We start from the raw sequence: 22,972 nt of genomic DNA on the forward strand, positions 1-22,972 counted from the left end.
CTGTTCCAGGGGCATCAACGGCGGATAAACAGGGCCACCACCGCGCTGCACAGGCAGGCCGAGGTGACGACGATGAAGATCAGCGACGTATTGCCGGTACTGTCGAGCATACTGCCGATCAGGGGTTCCGCCAGGCCAGCAAACAGATAAGACGAGAAGTTCATCACACCCGTGGCCGTGCCTGCGCGCTTGGCGCCCACCAGGTCCGGGCACAGCGCCCAGAAGCTGGACGCCGGGCCGTAGACAAAGAACCCGCAGAGAAACAGCGCCACCAGGCCGATCGCGCTATGGGGCGGCAGGCTCCACATCCACAGGCTGGTGGCGGCGCCGAGGAACATATAGAGCATGATCGCCAGGTAGCGTTTGGAGCCGAACAGCTTGTCCGACACCCAGCCATTGCTCAGGGCGCCGACGGCCATGCCCACCGGCAGGGCGACGGTGATCCACTTCGGATCGACCATGCTGTCGCCGCTTTTCCAGTTGGCGCCGAGGAAGTGCACCGGCACCCACACGATCAGGCCGTAGCGCGCAGCGTTCTGGAAACCCAGGGACACGGCGGCAATGATCAGGCGTGCGTTTTTCAGCACCGCCTTGTAGCGCTGGGCCGAGGTTTCCTCTTCGCCGTGGGCCACTTCATGGCCCTTGTCCGCGGCGTTGGCCACGCCGGTATCGGCCAGGGGTTCGAAGCCCAGGTCCTGCGGGCGCTCACGGGCCACCAGGTAAAACAGGATGCCGCCGGCCAACATCAGCAGGACCGGCAGGCGGAAGATCCAGCGCCATTCCAGTTGCAGCACCTCCAGCACCACGATGGAGGTCACATAAGACAGCACCGACGCACAGCCCGCGGCGAATACATAGAAGCCATAGACCCGGCCGCGCTCGCTGGCACTCCACCAGTTGGAGATCAGGCGGCTGCCCGGCGCCCAGCCCAGGGCCTGGAAGTAACCGTTGATGCCCCACGGCAAAATCAACCCGGCAAAACCACTGGCAAAACTGGTGACCCAGTTCGCGCCACATGACAGCACGGCGCCCAGGGTCATGATGCGCCGGCCACCGAACTTGTCGGCCAGGTTGCCGTTGATCGCCTGGCCGATGGCATAGGACCAGAGCATGGCGGCCGAGATCCAGCCCAGCACTTCCTTGGTCAGGCCGAACTCGGCTTGTATCCCAGGGATGGCGAAACCAAACGTCTGGCGCCCGGTGTAGAAAAACAGGTAACAAAACATCGCCGCCAGCAGCATGCGCCACTGGGCAACACGGAACGACGCCGAGCGAACGGCAGGGACAGGCAGGGTGTGTGCACGATTCATGATGTTTTCCTTATTGTTATTCGCCCCCGAGGCCGCAGCGACGGGGAGGCACCCTTTACAGGTGCAAGAGGAAAGACTGAATTGCGTTGCCGCCTAGGCGGCTTGGGTACCGATAAAGTTCTTGCCGCGCGCGCCTTGCAGGGCGAAGCGGATCATCGCGGCGGCCTCGGTGGGCGTGACGCCGTAGTCGGCAAACTCGGTTTTTACCTCCAGGCTGTGCAGGAAGTTGCGCAACCGGGTCTGGGCTTTATCCAGGTCATCGCCGAACACCCGTTGCAGGGTGCGATCCCGGGACGCGTCATGCCCCCACGCCAAACCCAGGACCAGCGGCAGGGTGAAGGAGCAGGCGATGCCATGGGGCAGGCCGTGGTGCAGGGTCATCTCGTAGGAAATGGAGTGGGCCAGCGCAGTCTTGGTGTTGGAAAACGCCAGGCCGGCCTTGAGCGCGGCCAGGGCCATGCGTGAGCGTAATTCCTGATTGCCGAGGTCACGCCGCAGTTGCGGCAGGCACTCCAGGATGTCTTCGATGGCCGATACCGCGAAGGTGTCAGAAATCGGATTGGCGTTGATGTTCCAGATCGCCTCCAGGGCGTGGGACAAGGCGTCCAGTCCCGTCGACACCGTGACCCCGGCCGGTACGGTCAGCATTAGCTGTGGGTCGACAATCGCCACTTTCGGCCAGGTGCAATCCAGGTGCAGGGAATACTTCTTGTGGCTGGCCGAATCCCAGATCGTCGCCCAAGGCGTCACCTCACTGCCGGTGCCTGCAGTGGTCGGCGCTGCGATCAGGGTCTTGCAGTGTGCCGGCACAAACGGCTGGCCGGTCGCCAGCAATGCCAGCAACTCATCGAACTGCCCGGACTCGGTGCCGACAATCAGCGCCTTGGCCGTATCAATCGCACTGCCGCCACCGACGGCCAGCACCACATCGCAATCCCCGGCTTGCAGCCAGAAGCGCTCGTAGGTTTCACGCAACTGCGCGACATCGGGATTGGGCTGCACATCCTCGACGACATACACCAGACGCTCGCCCAGCAATGCCTGGATCCGCTCCACCAACCCCAGCCCACGGGCCTCCGGGAAGGTGACAAGGGCGACAGTCTGCTGGGCGGTGATACTGGCCAGGTCTTGCAGGCAGCCCCAGCCGAAGCGGGTGTCTACCGGGTTATGGAATCGGGCGGTCATGGCGGGTTCCTGGTTTTTGTTGTAGGAAGTGGCGCCAATAGTCGGGGAGGGTGGGGGAGAGCTCAAATCGATAGATTGGGGGGATGGATTGGTTGGGCCGATAGTGGGACACACAGCTGCACTGGGGCAGTGCCCAGGTCTTTTTAGCGGTTGACCTTCCAGGGCGGGTTCAAGCGGTTTTCACCTGCCCAATAGAGTTTGATGCAGTTGCCTGACGGGTCATGAAGGATTGCTTCGCGCCACAGGTAGGGCATATCGGTGGGTAGTTGATCGAAGGTTATCCCCTTACTGATCAGGTCACTCACCCAGCGATCCAGCGGTTCATGCTCGAAGTAGATTACCGCGTTGTTACCCCCTGCGGTTTCAACCAGGGATAAGGAAAATGTCGCTCCATTGCCGGGGCACGAAAATCGACAGTAGTGATCGGTGGAGACTATCTGGGTGAAACCCAGCGTTAAATAGAACGCGACGGCGGCCGGCATATCCGTCACGGGCAAGGTCACTTGGTTCATATTCATCGTTGATTCCTCAGGAAACGCTGAAAAGTCCAGCGATGACCGCTGACGACCTGTGTGCTTGCGAAGGTCGTATACCTCAGCTAGCTTGCTCAGCGTCGGTTCGCAATGATCAGGTTACATCAGGAGCTATGAGAGTGCATGGATGCGCAGTGCTTCGTAGAAATACAGGTACCACAAGGTACTGGCCTTCATCCTTCAGTGCACGAAGCAGTGCTGTTTCATCAGTGCAGTTGGCCATAATTCAAAGTCGTATTTATAGCCGTCATTATTAGGAATCCACCAGTGACTGGTCGGGTGATTACTACAATACCTAAGGTGATTATTAAATGGATTTTATTGATGAACTTGTGCGGTTGAATGAGTTGGAAACCCAGGATCAGTGGTTTTCAGCTATCGAAAAAATCAACGACAAGTATGGGTTTACCAAAGTCCTGATCGGGTTACTTCCCAAGTATGATGCCGATTTGAGTGCTGCGATGATTGTCAGTAACTATCCGATGGCCTGGCGAAGTCGTTATGACCAATTGCGTTATGCAACTATTGATCCTGTGGTTGTTTATTCGTTTAAAAATGTCAGGCCCGTTGTCTGGGATGAGTCATTGTATTGCACGCCCCGCCAACGAGAGTTTCGCGAAGAGGCCAACGCTTATGGACTTTCCAGGGGGATCACTTTTCCCCTGCATGGACCTCAGGGACAGTTCGGTACTTTCAGTCTGGCGGTAGACGCTCAAGACATTGCTGGAACGACACGTCATATCAATGCCATGATTCCAAAATTATCCATTCTCAAAGATGTCATTCTGCAAAGCGCTTTGGACGGTGCGGGCAAGTTGACTGGAGCAAGGGTGATTTCCCTGACGACTCGTGAGAAAGAGATTCTCAAGTGGTGCGCTGTCGGGAAAAGCTCCTGGGATATTTCCAGGATCTGTGGCTGTTCGGAAGCCAATATCAATTATCACTTTGCGAGCATCAACACCAAGTTTGGCGTTGCGTCCCGTCGGGCTGCCGCAGTGAAAGCTGTTTCGCTCGGGCTGATCAGCCTCTAGCGCTGCCACAATCTCCTTTCTATATCCAGGCACCCGCTCTGGCTTCACGGTCAGCGGGTTATCTGTGGTTTTTTGAAGGAGGGGCAACCGGCCATCATGCATTGGATCCAAAATCAATGCAACTGGTTACCCTACTAGTATGACCATTCTGTTAAGGCGGATAGATTGAGGTTTAAGTGTTCGTAGGGAAGGGAATCCAGTGCATTTCACAATCGGTCGGCGGGATGAAATAGATAGTGAGCAACTGTGCGCCATGCATAGGCTGCGCGCAGATGTTTTTAAAAAGCGTAAGGGCTGGGATGTTGCAATCATTGCCGATATGGAAATTGATGGTTATGACGCACTGGAGCCTCTCTACATGCTGATCAAGGATGGCGGAGACAGTGAGATCAAAGGGTGCTGGCGTTTATTACCTACTACAGGCCCCTACATGCTCAGGGATACTTTCTCCGAGTTGCTTGAAGGGCGACCAGCGCCTGTTTCTTCCCAGGTATGGGAACTCAGTCGATTTGCCGTAACCCCTCGATATCCCGGTAACAAGGGGTTTTCCGACTTTACCCTGGAGGCCGTAAAGGCCATCGTTGCCTATGGTGTCGAGCAACATATCCAGGGTTATGTGACGGTTACAACGGTAGCGGTAGAGCGAATGTTGATCAGGGCTGGCCTGGTGATCACCCGGCTTGGGCCGGTACGTGTCATTGGCCAGGAAAAGGCCATTGCCCTGGAAATAGATCTGGGTGCGGTGACTCAACGTGCGCTGTTTGGCGTATCCAGAAGTTGTTGTGGCGCTACGTTGCAGTAGCTAACGATCCGCAGGGTGGCGGCCAGAGCAATCTGTCGGCATCGCTAACCAGAGTACGAAACTTCAAGTCGTTCGAAGTGGTGTGCCCGGATTGGTTTGTCTTCGTAAATGTACTCTTCCTATAAAAAGCTGCAGGGCGAACTGCCTTGCCGAATAACTGTCGTCCAGGGAAACAATAAAATGGCTACGATTATTAAGGAAGTCGATATACCACTCATGTTGGACAGCGAAGTGGTTGCCACTTTCATTTCATTCGATGACTTGAAAGATCCTGTTGAGCATATTGCTATTCGCCTGGGCGGGTTCATGGCCGACGGTCAGAAGTTGCCGTTGGTCAGATTGCATTCCGAGTGTTTGACCGGTGATATTTTTCACTCCATGAAGTGTGATTGTGGCGACCAACTTTCAGAGTCACTACGCCTGATTAACGAAGTAGGTGGGTATTTGATTTACCTGCGCCAGGAGGGCCGGGGCATCGGTTTGTATAAGAAGCTGGAGGCCTATGCACTGCAGCAGCATTCAGGTGTGGATACATATGAAGCCAACAATATGCTCGGATTTGCCGATGACTTGCGCGATTACTTTGATGCTGCACAGATGCTGCAAGCATTGGGTTGCCCGAAAATAATTTTGCTTACGAATAACCCGGAGAAAGAGTTGCAGCTAAGAAACCTGGGTATCGAAATTATCGAGGTCAGGTCCACTGCCATGCATATTGGCAAGCATAACGAAGGCTATATAAAAGCAAAAATAGAAGTAACCAATCACCAGTTCACTGCCCAGGCAGGGGGTACTCAATGATTCAGCATCAGGCACCTATCAGCGGTCTCTCACTGTTTGAGCAACAGTACATTGCAACGGCAGGCTACGATAACCAGATAATTTTGTGGAATGCACAAACACGCCAACCCCTGCAACGCGGCTGGCATGACCATTTGGCCAACTACTGTGATTTTTCCCCTGACGGCAGCCTGTTGGTGACGGCGAGCAGTGATGGTTCGACCCGGCTTTGGAGCGTGCCTGAGTTTAAATTGCAATGTGTCATGACCAGCCACAGTGATGACGTCATGCAGGCCAAATTTTCTCCCGATGGTGAGAAAATCGCCAGTTGCTCTTACGACAGTAGTTTGTCGGTGCATCACAAAGATGGAAGTTTCATCTGCAAGATGCAAGGGCATAGTGGCCTGGTAGAGAGCTTCGATTGGACAGCCGACAGCCTGCAACTTTTGTCCTGCGGCACCGATGGGACCATTCGTGCCTGGGACGCGGCCACCGGGGAGTGCCTGGCGATCAAGGAGACGGAAGGCCACGATATGGACGCCTTGGTGACGCTCTCGGCGGGGGTCTTTATCGTTGGCAATAATGACGGTGAACTTCAGGTCATCAATGGCAATACGGTTGTAAATACCTATAAGGGGCATCGCTCCAGCGTCAAGAAGCTGGTGAAGTCAAAGTTCGACAATAGTCTGCTGAGCCTGGGGTATGACGGGATCGCGGTGCTGTGGTCGATCGAGGGGCAGACTCTGGTGGAGTGGAAACGTTCTGAGTATCCGAAGGAGATCTGGGCGCGCTCGGCGGAGTTTCAAAGACGCGACAAAATCTATTTCGCGACGTTTGGTTCTACGTTCGCCATTTGGGATATCGCCCGCAACCATTGGGACCTTGAGGGTTTTGTCCCTTCGGCCAGCTTGAACTCGGTGCATGCGGCAGAAGGCGTTATCTACAGTATTGGCGATGCGGGTCTGTTGAAGGCCGACGGCAAAGATATGGGCGGGCCACAATCGCTGTGCAATTTTGTGGTGAAGACCGGACCGGTCCTGGTATGTGGCGGACAGACCGGACAAGTGTTTGATGTCCTGAAAAACCGTATGGTTTATGCCCATCACGCCCCTCTCAACTGCGGGGTGAACTTTGAGTTGGATGGCGAGCAGCGCCTGGCGGTGGGGAGTTATTCCGGCGATATCATCATCTTCAAGGTTAACGATCGGCACTTGGAGTTTGTGTCCTGCCACAAGATTCATGAAAACGCGATCAAGGGCATCTCGTTGCATGGCAACTGCCTTTATACCGGGTGCGCCGATGGTGAAATCGGCGTAACCGATATCCGCTCTTATGAAGTGATCAACAAGATCACGCATGCCCATGAGGGCATATTGAATGACCTCTGTTCCTATGCAAGCGGTGTTGCCACGGTGTCCCGGGATCTGACCCTGAAGTTATGGGGTGAGCCGAGGGCGGCGATTCCCAGCCGTCACACTCACTCCATCAAGTGCATCGCGTCGAACGACGACGGCAACTTTATCGCCACTGGCAGTTATGGAGGCACCGTCGATGTTTACGACTGCACGGCCCGGGAGTGGTTGGGCAATGTGCGAAAAGTCAGTGCGGCAGGTATTTCCTCTCTCACCTGGGACGACGAAAAACAGCGTTTCCTGGCGTCGTCCTATGACGGGCGTATTTACGCCGTCGAGCTTGGCTGACCTTTAATTTTCAGCGTGGACTTATAACAATGAATGCACGAGAAAAAGTAGTTGTGGCAGAGAAATGTACGGTCACATCACCGCTCGATCCCTGTGAACAACCTGTTGTCTATCAACCTCAAACCGGGTTGCTTGAAACGTTGGAGCGGATGAACCGTTTCCGGGAAACGCCAGAAGCCGCAGCATTACTGCGCAGTTTCGAGGAGTCGACCGACTTGTCCCGGCGTTTGCAATTGGGCACGGAGTTGGCGATCAAGGGCGATCCCCGGATCATCGCGGGCGCGCTGAATAATCTGGTGTCCATTCCTGCGGGCGAGGCACATATTGGTATCGATGAGTCGAAAATCGATGCAGTCGTGCGTGAATATGCCGATGTGGGGGTTATTCGCGACTGGATTCTCAAGGAAGTACCTCGGCATACGGTGTCCCTGGCAGGCTTCAATATTTCGAAGTATCCGGTGACCAACCTGGAGTACCTGGCGTTTTTACGGGATTGCCCCAACGCTGAGGTGCCGACGTCCTGGCCTTTGCGGGCGTTTCCTCTGCACTACGCCAACCATCCGGTGTACTCGGTGAGTGCGGGCGCGGCGGATGCGTTCTGCGCCTGGCTTTCGGCCAGGACCGGCAGGACCGTGCGCTTGCCTGACGAGGCGCAATGGGAATACGCCGCCGGTGCCGGCAGGTTTGAGTACCCATGGGGCAACGAGGCCAGGACCGAAAACGCCAATACCGCCGAGCTTGGTCTGTTATCCACGACGCCGGTCGGTGTTTTCCCACAGGGCGCATCGCCGTTCGGCCTAATGGACATGGGCGGGAACGTCGAGGAATACACATCGAATGATTACGACGCGTATCCCAATGGTCCTTTTGTCATGGACGACTTGATTTCCGAGAGCCGGCCGACCTATCGAATCACCCGGGGCGGTTGTTTTGGCCGTTTTGCCGATCTATGCCGGGTTTCCCGGCGGCACGGGTTGAGCATTACCCCCTATGCCTCGTTGTATGCCGTGGGTTTTCGAGTGGTTGCCGAGTGAGACTGCGCGCGTTCGGAGCCCAGGACTTGTGGCGGTTGAGCAAAGATATCAACAGCCAGGCCATGCACACCATGTTGTCGTTCAGCGCCCTGATGATCGCGAATGCCATCGACATGGTGTTCATCGCTCACCTTGGTCATGAGTCTCTGACGGCAGCAAGCCTGGCCAGCCCTTTCATGTGGTTGATGAACACGATTGCCATGGGCATTGCCCTGGCGATCAGTGTCCATGTGTCCAAAGGGCAGGAAAGGGCCGAGGGCAATACCGTTATCGATGTGTTGCTGCCTGGCCTGCTGATGGGTGCCGTGGTCTATGGGGTCGTGCTATTGGGCGCAGGCCTGAACCTTGAGGCAGTGCTTGGAGCGATGGGGGCAGCGCAATCCATTTATGAGCAAAGCGAAGGCTATTTAAAGACTTGGCTGTACGGCTTCATTATTACCCTCACGTTTGCCATTTCCACGGCATACCTGCGTGGTCTGTCATTGTTCAAAACCCAGGCCATCGTGGTTGCGGTGGTTTGCCTGATGAACATTGTGCTCGATCCACTGCTGATGTTTGGCGTGGGTGGTTTCGACGGATTTGGCCTGGTCGGTTCGGTGTATGCCGCCTGGCTGGCACAGGCCTTCGGGGCACTTGTATGCATTTACTTTGGCGTCAGGAAAACCCGTGCCACCGGTCCCCGCAATCTGGGGGTGGGCAAGATAATCAAGGCCGCCGCGAACATCTCCCGATTGGCCTGGGTGACCAGTTCCACCGCAACCTTCTGGCCCATTTCTGGAATCGTGGCCACTTATCTGATCTCTAAACTGGGAGACGCGGAAGTTGCAACCATGGGGGTTATTTCAAAACTGCAACCCTTGATCATGATTCCCGTGTGGGGTCTGTCAGCGGTCACCACCGTGCTGCTGAGCAAGGCATTCGTTCAACAGCAGCAGGGCCAGGTAGGGATGATTTTCAAGTCCGGCTATGGACTGGTCCTGGTGTGGCAAACCGTCGTGGCATTGCCGTTCATTGTATTTGCCCTGCCGGTGGCGCGTTTCATGTTGGGTGGATATGAAGATGCACTGCCCTTTGTAGTGACGTACTTGATGATCATCCCGATCACGGTATTCGGCAGAGGCATGCTGTACCTGGCCGTTCATGGGTTGCCAGCGATTGAAAGAGCCAGGACCGCCATGGCGATTGATGCGGTGTATGTCCTGTTGCTTCACACAGGCTGTTATTGGGTGGGTTATCTGTTTAACGATTTCAATCTGGCCCTGCTGATGTTGTTGGCGTTGAATCTGCTGGGAGGCGTGCTGGCTGTCTGGGTGGCTAGAGGCGCCCGGCGCTCCCTGCCCATGCCGAAAACGCAGCACCGGCCGATGGAAACTATTTGATATTTACCGACGGGAGCGACTATGGAAGTGCTGATTATCGCTGGTAGCCCAAGAATGGATTCGCAAAGTTCGAGGGTTAGTAGAATCCTGGAAGATTATTTACGTGACTATTCAGTATTTACACCGACAGTCCTGAATTTGGCAACACAGCCCATCGGCCCTGAGAGTGATGAACTTGCAAGCAGGGCCGAGGCCTTCATTGTTATCGCGCCGGAGCACTCAGGCATGGCTCCGCCGGTACTCAAGGAGTTTTTTGTTTCCAGCGAGTACCCGGTGCTGGCGCACAAACCGGCATTGATTGTTTCGATTTCCAGCGGCATGGGGGGGAGTTACCCCGTCCTGGATCTACGTGCCACTACTTATAAAAATACAAAAATCTGCTACATGCCGGATCACCTGATTATTCGTGAAGTGCATAACTTTGGGGCGGATATGAGCAGCAGTCTTCATCCTGGTCTGGGGCGGCGTATCAGCGCCTGCGTGCAAATGCTGGAGTTGTACGCGCGCCAACTTTCGGTTGTTCGTGCTGCCCTGTTGGGGGTTGGTGCGGCGATCAGCTACGGCATGTAATCCTTATGGGCTGGATCGACTATGAAACCACAAGAACTTCACCAGTTGGTGTTCAACTTCAGGGCGGCTCGTGCTGTCATGTTCGCGGTACAGGCAGGCCTTTTTGAAGAGCTTTGCCAGGAAGACCTGACGATTGATGAACTCGTTGCCCGGCTTGAATTGCATCGTGTGTCTACAACGATCCTCCTGGAAACCCTTGTGCAACTCAACATCCTGAACAAACAAGGCATGCACTACCGCGTTGCGCAGGATCTTCGGGCCACGTTGCGCCGGGATACCGCGGGGTCGATCGCCAACTTGCTATTGCTGGACGCCAACCATTGGTCGAACTGGTCGGTGGCGGAGGACTTCTTCCGTCCGGGGCAGGCCACGTCGTTTGCCTATGACCGGCAGAGCAATTTTGCGGTGGCCATGCAACAGGGCGTCGGCGAGATGAATGTGCGTTTGGCCCAAGTGCTGCTAGCCCATGCCCCTCGGCATATCGTGGATGTGGGGAGCGGACCGGGATTGTTGATTGAACAGGTGTTGGGAACGGCGACTGATCTTAAGTACACGCTGGTGGATTTTGCGAGAACCCTGGACATAGCCAAGGGGAACCTGAGTGCTTATAAACAGTTTGATGTGAACTTCCTACCCCATGACATCGTGCTCGGGAAGTTGCCGATAGAGGCCGATTGTATTGTTATTTCGCGACTGTTGATGGGCTTTGACGAAACCGAGGCGAAGCAGATTCTGGCGAATATCTGTCATGGCCTGGTACACAACGGTGTGCTGGTAATCAATGAGTTCGATACCGATACGAAAGTAGGCGCATTGATGTCGTTGGATATGCTGGTTAATTGTGGGGCGAGAGTCTATGGCCGGGATCAACTTGCGAAACTTCTGGATGAGTTGGGCTTCGAGATAGTTTCAGAGCAAGCCACTACGGTCTTCACTCGCGCGTTGTCTGCCAAAAGGAAAGGGATATGAGTCAAGAAAAACTTGGAAAGACCCCCCAGGTGTTTGTCGATCAGCTCTACGATGGACTTGAAGTGATTAATGACATTTTTGCCGCCAATGGGCTCGAGTATTGCCTGGCAGCGGGTACTTTGCTGGGGGGCGTACGTCATACCGGTTTGATTCCTTGGGACGACGATGCTGATCTCTATATTCTCGAGGCCGATATCGAAAAGTTTTTTTCTTTGGAACAGCAATTTGCCGAACGGGGTTATCGCCTCAGTCAACAGCCTTGGGAACTATGGGGCGGTTATAAGGTGTTCTCGACAGCGGGCATTTCCATGCCGGAAGAGAACAATCGCGATTACTTATATCCCTCTGTGGACATCTTTCCGTTGTCCGAACAGGACGGGTATCTTCGCTATACCAGTCACCTGGCATTGGCTAATTGGCCCCGCGAGTATCTGACAGTGGAGGATTGGCATTCCCGAGGCGCTATGCGTTTTGGGCATCTCGATTTACCGGCTCCTGACGCATTGGCCTCCAGGCGCTATCTGGAGCGTGCGTACGGTAACGAATGGAGTAGCCATGCAGCCAAGGGGTTTGACCATCGGTATGAAGTTGATCTGGATACCGAGAAAGTGACCCTGAGTGACTTTCGGTGTGCGGTAAAAACCCGAGCCTGAACCCAGGCCGTCCCTGTTGATAGTCCAGCGTTACAAGGCGCCTTTAGGTAATCAACAGGTTTCGCTACTTCGCTTTTGCTCTGCAACAGGTGAACTGTGATGAAAAAAGCTATTGTCCTTGCCGCAGGCATGGGGTCTCGTCTTGGACGAGCCTCTGACTCTACTCCCAAGCCACTGACTGAGGTCAATGGCCTTAGTATCCTGGCTAATGCACTGAATATTCTCGTCGAGGCGGGTTACCAGGAGGTTGTAGTGGTGATCGGCTACAAGGGGCTGAAGATACGGGCCTTTGTCGCGGCGCTGGAGTTGCCGGTGACCGTGCGATTTATCGAAAACGCAGAGTGGGCCACTACCAATAATTTGTATTCGTTGTATCTGGCCTCCCATGAACTGGAAGGCGAGGAGGGGGTCACGTTGCTGGAGGGCGATATTTTCTTTCGCGCCTCGGTAATTACGGCTTTGGACGCACAAAGCGGTCGCGAATGCCTGGCAGTTGTCTCACCACTTACCCCACTGATGGAAGGCACCTTTGCCGAGGTGGATGCCCATGGACTTATCCGACAGTTTGGTAGCAGCAAAGCTGATGATCATCTGACCGCCGATAGGCCACTCAAAACGGCCAATATCTATTACTTGTCCGCCCAATTCTGCAAAAATTATTTGATCGGAGAACTTGAACGGAACGTCAGGAACAACCGGTTGAATGACTATTACGAAGTGACTTTCAAAACTGCGTGTACGCAAGGTATGGGGTTCAAGGCAATTGAAGTCGATCCGGGCACCTGGATTGAAATAGATAACTTATATGACCTGCGTATCGCGTCTTATCAGTTTTCCGAGCATAAGCATGCGTTGCTTTCCAGCCAGCATGGGGGGTATTGGCGCTTCCCTGTGACCGACCACGCCCTCATCTACAACCTGCACTTCCCGCCTGCGGGGCTGAAGAAGCTGATGGTTGACCGCTTCGCTGACATCGCCCTCAACTATCCTGCCTCGGCGGGTGCGAGCCTGCCGCTATTGTCGGACTTCCTGGGGGTGCCTACCGAAAACCTGGTGATTGCCAACGGTGTCTCGGAAATCATTCGTCTGATGCCCAGGCTCTTTGCCGGCAATTTGCTGGTGTTCGAACCTTCGTTCAATGAATTTGCCAATGCCTTCCCCGTGGAGCGTGTTACGACGATCAGGTTGACTGCGCAAAATCAGTTTGCGCTGGATATCGAGCACACGCTGCGCGTCATTGAGCAACAAAAGCCGAGTGCGATTGTGTTGGTGACGCCGAACAATCCCACGGGCGGGCTTATTCCCAAGGATACGATCCTGGAACTCTACAGGCGTACCCGGGATCAGGCGCCCTATCTGATAGTGGACGAGTCATTTCTTGATTTTTCCGGCGATGCACGGGATCAATCGTTGCTCCACGACCTCTTGGTTTTGCCAAGAATCATCGTACTAAGAAGCATGAGCAAAACCTTCGGTATTGGCGGCCTGAGGCTGGGGTACGCGGCCAGTGCGGACCAGGACTGGTTGGACGCTTTGCGTAAGGAACTGCCGATCTGGAACATCAACGGATTTGCCGAGGAGTTCATGCTCAACCTTCCGCAATACCGTAAAGAATATGCGGCCAGTTGCGCCCAGGTGCGCAGCGAGACGGATGATCTGGTTGCGCAGCTACGTGAAATCGAGGCCCTTGAGGTATTCGCTACGGCCAGCAACTTTGTGTTGTGCCGCTTGAAACCCGGCTACCCGTCGGCCCCGGAACTGGCTGCGTTGCTGGTTGATGACTTCAGCATCTTCATTAAGGAATGCAGCGGAAAAGTCATGGATGACGCCGATCGATACTTGCGCATTTCCTCCAGGAATCGTGAGCAGAACGACAGGCTTATTGACGCGTTAAAACACGTATTGCTTCTGGACGACTACACACTGTGCGTTCGAACTGGCGTCAAACTGACCCGCCCAGCCCTCAGTCAAGATGCAGCGCTCAGCGAGTGATGACCCTATGAACCCGATTGAGTGCATGCAAAGGGCAATCGAGCTGGCGCAGTTGGGACTGTATTCCACCAGCCCCAACCCACGCGTCGGGTGCGTCATCGTCAATTACGGGCGCATTGTCGGCGAGGGCTGGCATGTCCGGGCAGGGCACGCCCATGCTGAAGTGCACGCCCTGCGCCAGGCAGGCGCCGCCGCTGCCGGCGCAACGGCTTATGTGACGCTGGAGCCCTGTTGTCATTTTGGCGCCACTGCGCCTTGCGCCGATGCACTGATCAGCGCCGGGGTGAAACAGGTGGTTATCGCCATGGTCGATCCCAATCCGCAGGTTGCCGGCCAGGGCGTCAGGCGCCTGCGTGCTGCGGGTATCAGTGTCGCGTTTGGCCTGCTGGAGCAACAGGCACGGCAGCTCAATCGAGGGTTTATCAAACGAATGGTCACTGGCCTGCCACTGGTGCGGGTGAAAATGGGCATCAGCCTGGATGGCCGAACCGCCATGCACAGCGGTGAAAGCCAATGGATTACCGGGCCGCTGGCGCGGGCAGAAACCCAGCGCCTGCGGGCGCAGTCGAGTGCCGTCATCACCGGTGCGGACACGGTGCTGCGGGATCAGGCGCGGTTGACGATACGTAAGGCCGAGTTGCAGTTGGAGGAGTCCCAGGCCTGCCTGGCCATGGAGCGACCGCCCCTGCGTGTGCTGATTGACAGCCAAAGACGAGTGCCCCCGAACGCTGCCTTTTTCACCGCCGGCCCGACGTTGGTGGCGACCACTTCGACCTCGCTGACCGATCCGGGCGAGGGCCAGGAGTTACTGATGTTTGACGCGGTCGACGGGCAGGTGCCGCTTGAAGCATTGCTCAAGACCTTGGCAAACCGTGGAGCCAACGAGGTACTGATCGAGGCCGGCTCGCGGCTGGTGGCGGCGTTCGCGCGTTTGAACCTGGTGGATGAGTACATATTCCATATTGCTGCCAAGTTCCTGGGTTCAACTGCCAAGCCTGCGTTGGAGTGGCCGATCGACAAACTGGGTGAAGCTGTGAGGCTTGAATTCACGAGTGTAAGACCGTTGGGGGATGATATTTGTGTGACTGCGCGGCCGGCGGGTTCTGCAGTGCTGCATCCGGATAACAAGGCGTGCCATCAGGATTGATGTGATAGAACGCCTCATGCACGCACTGTTTACCGTCCTGAATGAAGCAACGGAACGAGGTGTTGGCGGTCAAGGGCAAGTGTCCGGTAGGGTTGACGGAGGAAGGACTTGAGCGCTGGGTGAGAGAGTTGGTGTAGGCGGGTAGTTCTAGGGTGCCGGCAAGCCAGCTCCCACATTTGATGGCGTACAGCCGCTGAATCACACGGCTTGCGGTAAAAAGACCTTGGTTTTACCGGCCGATCAACCCAGTAGGTGCTTGGAAATCAGCCTGGAGATTTCCACCATCGAGGTCTTGCCCGTGAACTCGAACTTCACTTTGCCCAATGACGAGAAGTAGATCTCCAACTCCGAATCCAGGTCGAACGTGCCGGAGGTTTCTACCGAGTACGCGACAATGTTTTTGTACGGCAGGGAAGTGAAGTCCTTCTTGCTGCCGGTGATGCCTTGCACGTTCACAGCGATGATGCGCTTGGTGGTAAACACCACACCGTCGCGCATGGCTTTGTAGGCATCGACCACGTGTTCGTCATCGAGCAGCAGGGATGCAACGCGTTCGGCGTATTCATTGTTTTGCTTGAGCTTGAAGAAGCCTTTGTTGTTGAAGTCGATCATTGGGCGGTCCTTGTGGTGGGGCAGGGAGGGTGCGTTACAAGATGGCCTTGAGGTAGTCCTTAAGTGCGGCGAGTGGGGGCTTTAGTTCCTCCAGCGTCGAGGCTTGCCGGACTTGGGCCGCCAGCTTTTGCAGCTCACGGCCCATTACCGTGTTGGCACCCCCCAACGTCTCCAGGGCCAACTTCATGCATTCATCCAACTTGCGTTGGATAGTTGCCAGGTCGCCACTGCGCACCAACAACCCAAACACCTCCCGCTCATACCCATCCATCACCAGATCGTCGCGCAGGATCGGGCTGCCATCTTCCGTCTCATGCACCAGCTTGAGGGCGAACAGAGCAACGGCTTCGAGTGTCAATTCCATGGTCCTGGGGCCTCTACTGTCTGGTGCGGGGGGAGATGATCACTTTTCTACAGGCGAAAAAAAAGACCTTGAATTTCAAGGTCTTTTTTTAAGATGGTGCCCGAGGGAGACTGTAGGGATCCATATAAATCAAGGCTTGTGGGGTGATTATACATTCAGGGATACAAGGAGGGATACAGGCTGATGCGTCCTGCCCTTGCCATCAAGATACCCTACTGCTTTGAGCGCGCAAGCTTATACGTGACGAAAGCGGTACTAAACATGGCGATAGAAATCAGTGAGCAAGCAAGAAAAACACCCTTGATACTCAATAAGAATTCAGACGTGCCTTCCAATTTTGGCGTGTTCCTTTTCGTTCGTTCTATGGCGGTCATACGAAGCCTCTCTGCCATTTCGACCTTCATTGCTCCGTAGGCAGAACGTCTAATGTTCTCTTCAACTCTGCCGAAGGGAGCGTCCTGCAAAGCGTCCTTATAGAAAGTGACTGCATCATTGCAGTAGTAATCCCTGTTGGGGTCACCGCTTTTTTGAGCATCAATGCATATCTCGATGTAGTCCAGGACACGCTTGTCGAGGTTTTCCTTATGTAGCAGTTGGTATTCACTAAAGAAATCGTCTGCTTTTTTCCTGTAGTCAACTACTGAAAAGGTGAGGTAGGCACAGTAAGACCCCATAAGAAGCGATCCAACCAGTGCCATCAGCAGAACCCTGGTCCAAGCGCGAGTAGCCGCTTTTTGGGCAATTGATCTTGCAAGGCTGACACCTTCGGTTAGGGTTTCAGTCATTTCTTTGATGCTGCCCATCGATCTCTCCCTTTTTGGATGGTAGCTAATGCTTATCCACCTGATACCTGTAAAGCATGATTAGCAGGAGCGTATCGGCCGATCGTTTTGGTACTTGATTCGAATGAAAGAGGAAGAAAATGAGCCTCTGGCCTTGGGAACATCGCCGGGGACCCTGTGGCTTTGAAGATGATACGGGGTCAGAAACCCGCAGGATCGTGGTAGCGGCAACCACACCAGCTTACTGAAATTTCAATGTTGAAATTGAAAGGTTCTTGAAGAAAAAAGGGCATCGTTACCGTATTGGTAACGGTGCTCGCAGATGGCCGAAAGGGTAGGGCATATGCACAAGTGAACAGGAGTTCACCAGGTTCACCTGTTCACTAAGCTGGGTGCCTTTCCGCTAATACGATCCCGCGGGTTTCCTACCCCGTACCCTCAAGAATGCTTCAGGGTCCCCACTATCGAATCAAAGCCAAGAGCATCACTCACTTCGCTTCGCTGAAGGAGCAATACTAATGGGGCTAGGGGATACCCTAATAAAACCGTGTTACGGGTGTTACGCGTGTTACATAAGTAGATAAGTATATGATTTTAAATGATTTTATTGGCGTTACACAGCTGTGACTGGTTTGCCGATATCCGTGTTACATGGCAAATAGGTGTTACATCAATGAATGCTCTGGGAGGAGCGGTTTGTGATGATTAAGGCGGGTGTTGTTAAGCTAGGGGCTTTCGCTTAGAAGGGCCGCTACCGGCCAGAAGCAGTCATTCAATGCTCTACAAAATCAGGGGCGCTTCAGTCTCCGAGATCGTAAAGCCAAAAAAATGATTTCAATAACCTATGAATGGTAGAGATAATGAAATAACAAAATCAGCCAAACACAGCGATTTATCATGACTAAACAGGTGGCACCCCAACAAGATCATTTCGACAGCGACGCTTTGCTTACCATAAGAGAAAGCGTGAGAGCCTTTCAAAAACTCGACTTGACATATATCGCGGCCGTTGGAGCAATAGTTACTGCTTTCAAGCTCAGCAGCAGCGACATCATCGAAATGACAGCACAACTTTGGATCGCGGTTCTAGCTGTCCTTGTCTTACTTGCATATGACACCATCTTAGAGAAAGTCATATTCTTGGACTGGATCGCCTCCCAACAACAAAGCGGTAAAAGACTTTCAAGCAAAACAATTATAGGAGCCATCTCGGTACAGCCAGTAATTCATTTAGTGTTTATCTCTATCTTAGTAGCTGGTGGCTTAGGCTACGCTCTAGGTTCCAACAGCAGGATGCAAATCTACAAAGGTGAAGCCGCTATTCAAGTCGCCGTCGAACATTTCCTTATAAAAGAAAAGCACCTACCGAAGAGCATTGAAGAACTTGAGAGCAAGTCCCCATACATAACGAAATATTTTGATCTGATAGGCCGATCAGAAATTCTAATCGAAAGTTCTACTGACGCTGTAGAAAAATATCGCATAACGTTTCCTGGAAGTGATGGCAAGATTGGCACACCCGATGATGAAATAGTTACTGATGCGATTAATCTTACAAAGATGTACGAAGAGATGAGGTCGAGTAAAAAAGGAGATTGAGCCGCCAGCCACGGCAATGGAGATAGTCGTAGTCAGCACCAATTTACAACCCAATTGCGGAACACATCCAAAAAGATGCGGGACACTTTACTTTTTTGCGGACATAAAAATCCCTTAGATCATTGAACTACGGGGTTTTAAGAGTGGAAGCCGACGTTGGAATCGAACCGGCATAGGTGGATTTGAAATCCCCGAACATCCCATCACCTGCTGTCAGCTTCGGGTCGGTTGCAGCCCGTAGCAACAGGCAACAACCGGCCAAAAGCGGACATCCCTCCTGGTTCGCTTTGTCCCCATAACTGGCCCTCATAGAACGCAGCAAGCGTGACTGGGACGTTTTGAGGGCTGCAAGGTATGTTGCACTATTTTAAATATGCTTTCGTGTGTGTGATATCTTCAAATGTTGAGATTATGTGCTCGCAAAGTAGTGCTATTAAGTTGTAGCGCGCCGTAAGAGTCTCGGAGGAAAATCGCCTTCCAACACTTGCAGCGGTTTCCCGCCCATGAGCTATGGCGTTGCGATGTTCTCGTAACTCGCTGAGGTGAAAAACTGCTACTCCGGCAGGGAGCGGGGAACCGGCTAGGTGGAAAATTTTCCAAATATGCTCTAATTGATCGAAAGCTATATTGGTTCCTGTGGCAGGAAAAATCGAATCATCAATTTTGGCAGCATCTTGTGAATGAAAGGCTTCAATGATGGACGTTTTTTTGCTCCAAAAGGTTTTGTCGCTACATGCAATTAAAGATTTAAAATTTGCGTCCAATGTTACTGCTAAATAAAATATCTTTAGTTCATGGTTTTTAACGACTTCTGTTTTGAGGTGAGTAAGAAATTCAGAAACAATTGAGGTTGCGGTATATTCTAATGCAGCATATAGCAATATGAAGACTAATCCTTTTTGCGTTTTTACCGCTTCCGCCACTTCGCTCTTGTCTTCGATCATTTTGATAGTATTGATTAGCGCAAAGGCTTGGCTAAGTCGGTCCGTCGCACCATTGCGCGTAGCCTCAAACATCGTCGCTGAATCTCTCGTAGCAGTATTGAACTCGTTTAAGTACCCTAACTCTAGAGTTGCTGGCCTCGGAAGTTAAAGCTGTAAGTTCATCATCATTCATGAAGGTGCTTGGGTCGCTTTGTGAGATGTCCTTGCCTTCGTCGATTGCCTGCGCTGCTCCGACTGCCACAGCTTCGTAAAGATTCACAGGGGTGAGCTTTCTGTTTCCGCGCCTAATGCCTTCGGGTAAAAGCTTTGAAAGCTCACTGAAGGTCTTCTCGAACAGCTTGCGATTCTTTTTGTAATTAAAGTTTTTTGATGATTCTGACATGTAGTCATTTAGGAAGCCGACCACGCTATGGTCAAAATTTTCCTTATTATGAAAATATGCAAAGAATCGCAGTGCCAGCTCTCCATAAGTTCCGTCATTTTCTTTTGAGGTAGGAACGTTGACAACGGTTCGGAAATCTTCGTTTTCGGAAAGCTCGCTAAGAAAGTCATTAAACTGGCCTCTGAAGACGCATGTTCTGATCTCTTGATCAGTTAATTTTATTCCTCCTGTATTCAGGCGTTCAAAAAGATCAAATCTTACTTTTAGGTCGCTTTTATCACTGAGCGTGGTAACTTTTAGAGGGCGAAGCGAAAACTTTAATCGCAGAGTTTGAGGGAGGTCGTTGAATCGAAGGCCATTGAACTTTGAGAGCACTTCGAGTCCCTGTAAGCGCAGGCCGCTGGGGAATCCAAACTTTTCAAGTTGTTCGTCGGTGCCTGAGAAATGTATAAGGGTGCTAAGTCGTTGCACACCATCAATTAGCTCCCAAGTACCATCTTTGTTGGCTGCCATGAATAGACTTGGGACTGGAATTCCGAGAAATACAGACTCAATCAGTTTAGATTGATTCGCTGCAGGCCAACGAAATTGGCGCTGATAGGCCGGAGCAATGTTTATAATGTCTTGCTCAGCCATTGAGGCGAGCTCTTTTACAGAGATATCAAACGTATCAAAGTCAACTTTTCGCCTTTCTTTCTCGAGCTGCTCTAGATGGTCGGTCATGTTATTACCTGGGGACTACGTAGGAATGGTCTGCTTTCTGCGACAATTCAGAGATAGCGCACGCGCGTGCTGGGTACTTTCATCGTTTGGCAATGCTGGTGTCAAGGTGACATTCTGGAAAATCCCAGCAATAGATGATAGCTGCTGATACAAAATTGGCGCGACGCATGTGATGCGTCGTCAGTAGGCGATCCGTGGCATACGTTCCTCGGCATCCTAGTAGGGCCGTTTGGTGATCTGCGATGGGCTCGTTCGTGTCGAGCGTTCAAAACTGGACGATTTATTGAGAGACATAGAGTCGGATGGGCCCATCCTTGAACGGCGGCTTCTGGCCGAGAGTGGTCGTTCGTGAGCAGTGTTTATCGACCAGAAGCGGGCGTTGGCAAGTGACCGCTACCGGCCAAAAGCGGACGTCGAGTATCTACAAAAGCAGGTGCTATTCACTTTCCCCTTTGCGTCGACTTCCTGGTCGAAGGCATATGCCAAGGCCTACGTTATCGCCTTTACGGAGCTAAAGGAGCGGGTACGGCACTTAGCCCATACGATTGGTGTGCGGAACCAGTAGCTCGTCGACGGAAGTCGTTATGCGTTTAACCACTGGAGCTAACTCACGGGCAAGCGCGCGGATTCCTTCCGCGTTATCACCCATTCCCAGCATGGCAGCCATGTACTCGACGCCGCCTTGGAAGAGTTCCTGCTGCAACTTCTGAGGCATATCTCGGTCTTGCGCTAGATGTGAATCTAGCAGATGACGAGCATGTTGAAGTGCCTGTTCGTAGTCACGGTTGTTCATCTCAATCATCGCTATCATGCCTTTGGCGCGCATGTAAAAGCGAACAACGTCTTTGGCCTGGTCGTACGGCAGTAGATTGAGCGCTTGTGGGGCAGAGTTGAAAAGGGGAAACGGTGAGTCCCCAATAGGGAATATCGCTAGGTAGGGTTCATCTGCGGCCTGAGCGAGCATCTCACTTCCGATCTCCCCCTCAAAGATCTGCCACGCCGTCTCTATCTCAGTGCGTAACAGCATCAATGTAGTGACCATTTTTTCATGGTCGGCTGCCGCTTCCTTCTGTAGCGCCAACCGATGCGCATGATTGGTTCCCTTGAGTGTACAAAATCCGCCAATGCCTGCGCCGATAAGTCCTACAGTCAAATTAACGAGCGTATCGATATTGAGGTAATCCATTGCTTCGGTCCTTGTTATTCCCGTTGCACTTGAAATCTATCTGGCTTTCGACGTGATGCCGAGTGGCGATTAGTGGCCGATTACCGCCTCTCATGAAGTGCTGCAATCGAAGCGGTCATTGAGTGCCCACGGAAGTGGGGGCGATTGGTAATCCCCCTATTTTTATGACCCGAAGTAGAGGCCGCTTGCGGAATGATATCGACTAGTTTTGCTGGGCTCTTATCAGCCTGAGGATGAACTTAAATCTTAAAAAATGCTGTTGGCGTTTTGGATGCATTGGAATGATAAGCTTAAATTAGATTTAAGCTTTTTCTGAGCTCTATAAGACATACATCCACTGTACTATTTTTACTAAAGTAGCCGTCTGAAAATATGTGCTTACTTGAGTCTGAGTCTGAACTTATACGCTGCGAAATCTCACGTAGCAAGAGTGCTATTTTCGCAAATGAAGCCTTTTCTAAGTGTTCTGCAGAGCAAGAGACTTTCTTGACCCATTTATCCAGAGTAGGAACCGACAAACCATCCAGCTCAGCAATGCTCTGAAATTTTTCATTGACAACATCAATGATTTTTCTCTCAAGCCTACTACGTTCTAGAAAACTAGTACTCATGATAAGACCTTTATTCCGCTCAAAACTCGATCAGACCAGCTCAAAACATTATCACAGATAGCTCTTAATTCCAATATATCAAGATCAGGTGATTTCTCACCTCTCATTGCGGCGTGTCTTGCCGCACAGAGCTTAGCATACGCTTCAGCGTGTACAGGAAAGGGAATGGGCCTCTCGCACAATGTTACTGAATAAGGGGATAGTCTAGAAAAATTCAAACCTGAGTCGGAATACCATGATGCACTTATACCTATGTTTCGTGCTGCAACATAGATCAATCCGGCCTCATACACCTTGGAAACAATATTTTTACCAAGGGAAGACTTTACATCAATCAACAGCTCTCTCAGTCTAGTTATATCAACAACCGCATTGACATACTCTCCTGGGGTACCCATCCTGCATCTAAACTCATCGTACCCGCTGAAGGGCCTGGATTCTAGGAAAATATGCCAAGCAAACAAATGGCCTTCAGCCCACATATCTTTAAAGCGCTGATAACCATAAATAGACAAGTCAACATGCCTGCGGCCTATTATTTTCGGGTCCGCGAGTTGCCGTACCTCTACGTCGGTAACCTTTGCATTCGAGTTTAATACGCACAATACATCCGCATCACTGCTAGCATCAGCATCCGCTCTTACAATTGAACCAAAATAGCCTAAATATAAAATATTCACCATA

The 22,972-nt window shown here is 52.6% G+C and carries 23 protein-coding genes; 12 read left to right on the top strand and 11 right to left on the bottom strand.

Features of this window, described 5'->3' with window-relative positions:
* Nucleotides 1–14 precede the first annotated feature (14 nt).
* From ACO77H_RS04845 to ACO77H_RS04855, 3 genes are all read right to left on the bottom strand, one after another.
* Nucleotides 15–1,310 (bottom strand): MFS transporter, encoded by a 1,296-nt coding sequence (locus tag ACO77H_RS04845; RefSeq protein WP_432755084.1) that lies wholly within the window; start codon nt 1,308–1,310, stop codon nt 15–17.
* 93 nt (nt 1,311–1,403) lie between these two features.
* Complete coding sequence (gene psrA / locus ACO77H_RS04850; RefSeq protein ID WP_170058282.1) at nt 1,404–2,495, bottom strand: iron-containing alcohol dehydrogenase PsrA; 1,092 nt, start codon at nt 2,493–2,495, stop codon at nt 1,404–1,406.
* Nucleotides 2,496–2,638: 143 nt separating this feature from the next.
* Nucleotides 2,639–3,013, bottom strand: coding sequence for a VOC family protein (locus tag ACO77H_RS04855; protein ID WP_169956271.1), 375 nt, complete (start codon nt 3,011–3,013; stop codon nt 2,639–2,641).
* A 326-nt stretch (nt 3,014–3,339) separates the two neighbouring features.
* On the opposite strand from ACO77H_RS04855, the gene ACO77H_RS04860 reads away from it, so the two are divergent.
* From ACO77H_RS04860 to ribD, 11 genes are all read left to right on the top strand, one after another.
* The gene (locus ACO77H_RS04860) at nt 3,340–4,059 is read left to right on the top strand and encodes a helix-turn-helix transcriptional regulator (RefSeq protein ID WP_169956273.1); all 720 of its coding nucleotides are present in this window, start codon (nt 3,340–3,342) and stop codon (nt 4,057–4,059) included.
* Nucleotides 4,060–4,258: 199 nt separating this feature from the next.
* A complete protein-coding gene (locus ACO77H_RS04865) occupies nt 4,259–4,861 on the top strand; it encodes an acyl-homoserine-lactone synthase (protein WP_169956275.1) in 603 nt (200 codons plus the stop codon).
* Nucleotides 4,862–5,041: 180 nt separating this feature from the next.
* Nucleotides 5,042–5,662, top strand: coding sequence for a GTP cyclohydrolase II RibA (gene ribA / locus ACO77H_RS04870; RefSeq protein ID WP_172314390.1), 621 nt, complete (start codon nt 5,042–5,044; stop codon nt 5,660–5,662).
* A complete protein-coding gene (locus ACO77H_RS04875; RefSeq protein ID WP_432755085.1) occupies nt 5,659–7,341 on the top strand; it encodes a WD40 repeat domain-containing protein in 1,683 nt (560 codons plus the stop codon). Before ribA ends, ACO77H_RS04875 begins: the two co-directional genes overlap by 4 nt.
* Nucleotides 7,342–7,370: 29 nt before the next feature.
* Entirely contained in the window at nt 7,371–8,375 is a 1,005-nt protein-coding gene (locus ACO77H_RS04880; RefSeq protein WP_432755086.1) for a formylglycine-generating enzyme family protein, read from the top strand.
* Between the two features lie 35 nt (nt 8,376–8,410).
* Complete coding sequence (locus ACO77H_RS04885) at nt 8,411–9,754, top strand: MATE family efflux transporter (RefSeq protein WP_169956282.1); 1,344 nt, start codon at nt 8,411–8,413, stop codon at nt 9,752–9,754.
* 21 nt (nt 9,755–9,775) lie between these two features.
* Complete coding sequence (locus ACO77H_RS04890) at nt 9,776–10,324, top strand: NAD(P)H-dependent oxidoreductase (protein ID WP_169956284.1); 549 nt, start codon at nt 9,776–9,778, stop codon at nt 10,322–10,324.
* Between the two features lie 21 nt (nt 10,325–10,345).
* Nucleotides 10,346–11,293, top strand: a complete 948-nt coding sequence (locus ACO77H_RS04895) for a methyltransferase (RefSeq protein ID WP_432755087.1) — start codon at nt 10,346–10,348, stop codon at nt 11,291–11,293.
* On the top strand, nt 11,290–11,946 hold the full coding sequence (locus tag ACO77H_RS04900) for a LicD family protein (protein WP_432755088.1): 657 nt from the start codon (nt 11,290–11,292) through the stop codon (nt 11,944–11,946). Before ACO77H_RS04895 ends, ACO77H_RS04900 begins: the two co-directional genes overlap by 4 nt.
* Nucleotides 11,947–12,045: 99 nt before the next feature.
* Complete coding sequence (locus tag ACO77H_RS04905; protein WP_432755089.1) at nt 12,046–13,938, top strand: aminotransferase class I/II-fold pyridoxal phosphate-dependent enzyme; 1,893 nt, start codon at nt 12,046–12,048, stop codon at nt 13,936–13,938.
* Nucleotides 13,919–15,085, top strand: coding sequence for a bifunctional diaminohydroxyphosphoribosylaminopyrimidine deaminase/5-amino-6-(5-phosphoribosylamino)uracil reductase RibD (ribD, locus tag ACO77H_RS04910; RefSeq protein WP_432755090.1), 1,167 nt, complete (start codon nt 13,919–13,921; stop codon nt 15,083–15,085). Before ACO77H_RS04905 ends, ribD begins: the two co-directional genes overlap by 20 nt.
* 240 nt (nt 15,086–15,325) lie before the next feature.
* On the opposite strand, the gene ACO77H_RS04915 is transcribed toward ribD, so the two are convergent.
* The 3 genes from ACO77H_RS04915 to ACO77H_RS04925 form a co-directional block, all read right to left on the bottom strand.
* Complete coding sequence (locus ACO77H_RS04915) at nt 15,326–15,697, bottom strand: PH domain-containing protein (RefSeq protein WP_172314404.1); 372 nt, start codon at nt 15,695–15,697, stop codon at nt 15,326–15,328.
* A 34-nt stretch (nt 15,698–15,731) separates the two neighbouring features.
* Nucleotides 15,732–16,061, bottom strand: a complete 330-nt coding sequence (locus tag ACO77H_RS04920; RefSeq protein ID WP_169956296.1) for a hypothetical protein — start codon at nt 16,059–16,061, stop codon at nt 15,732–15,734.
* Between the two features lie 212 nt (nt 16,062–16,273).
* Nucleotides 16,274–16,864: a hypothetical protein gene (locus ACO77H_RS04925; protein ID WP_432755091.1), complete on the bottom strand. Its 591-nt coding sequence runs from the start codon at nt 16,862–16,864 to the stop codon at nt 16,274–16,276.
* 876 nt (nt 16,865–17,740) lie between these two features.
* Between ACO77H_RS04925 and ACO77H_RS04930 the strand changes: the two genes are divergently transcribed.
* Nucleotides 17,741–18,442: a hypothetical protein gene (locus ACO77H_RS04930; RefSeq protein ID WP_432755092.1), complete on the top strand. Its 702-nt coding sequence runs from the start codon at nt 17,741–17,743 to the stop codon at nt 18,440–18,442.
* Between the two features lie 362 nt (nt 18,443–18,804).
* Here ACO77H_RS04930 and ACO77H_RS04935 read toward each other — a convergent pair whose 3' ends face one another.
* The 5 genes from ACO77H_RS04935 to ACO77H_RS04955 all read right to left on the bottom strand — a co-directional run bounded on the left by ACO77H_RS04935 (nt 18,805) and on the right by ACO77H_RS04955 (nt 22,971).
* On the bottom strand, nt 18,805–19,458 hold the full coding sequence (locus ACO77H_RS04935; protein WP_186626015.1) for an MAE_28990/MAE_18760 family HEPN-like nuclease: 654 nt from the start codon (nt 19,456–19,458) through the stop codon (nt 18,805–18,807).
* Entirely contained in the window at nt 19,451–20,491 is a 1,041-nt protein-coding gene (locus ACO77H_RS04940; protein WP_186626014.1) for a DUF262 domain-containing protein, read from the bottom strand. The genes ACO77H_RS04935 and ACO77H_RS04940 overlap by 8 nt, the downstream gene beginning before the upstream one ends.
* 532 nt (nt 20,492–21,023) lie before the next feature.
* A complete protein-coding gene (locus tag ACO77H_RS04945; protein WP_432755093.1) occupies nt 21,024–21,677 on the bottom strand; it encodes a hypothetical protein in 654 nt (217 codons plus the stop codon).
* A gap of 290 nt (nt 21,678–21,967) precedes the next feature.
* The gene (locus ACO77H_RS04950; protein ID WP_432755094.1) at nt 21,968–22,288 is read right to left on the bottom strand and encodes a hypothetical protein; all 321 of its coding nucleotides are present in this window, start codon (nt 22,286–22,288) and stop codon (nt 21,968–21,970) included.
* The gene (locus tag ACO77H_RS04955) at nt 22,285–22,971 is read right to left on the bottom strand and encodes a hypothetical protein (RefSeq protein WP_432755095.1); all 687 of its coding nucleotides are present in this window, start codon (nt 22,969–22,971) and stop codon (nt 22,285–22,287) included. Before ACO77H_RS04955 ends, ACO77H_RS04950 begins: the two co-directional genes overlap by 4 nt.
* Nucleotide 22,972: the final 1 nt, after the last annotated feature.

Source organism: Pseudomonas sp. WMBT8, assembly GCF_050916005.1.
Lineage (GTDB): Bacteria > Pseudomonadota > Gammaproteobacteria > Pseudomonadales > Pseudomonadaceae > Aquipseudomonas.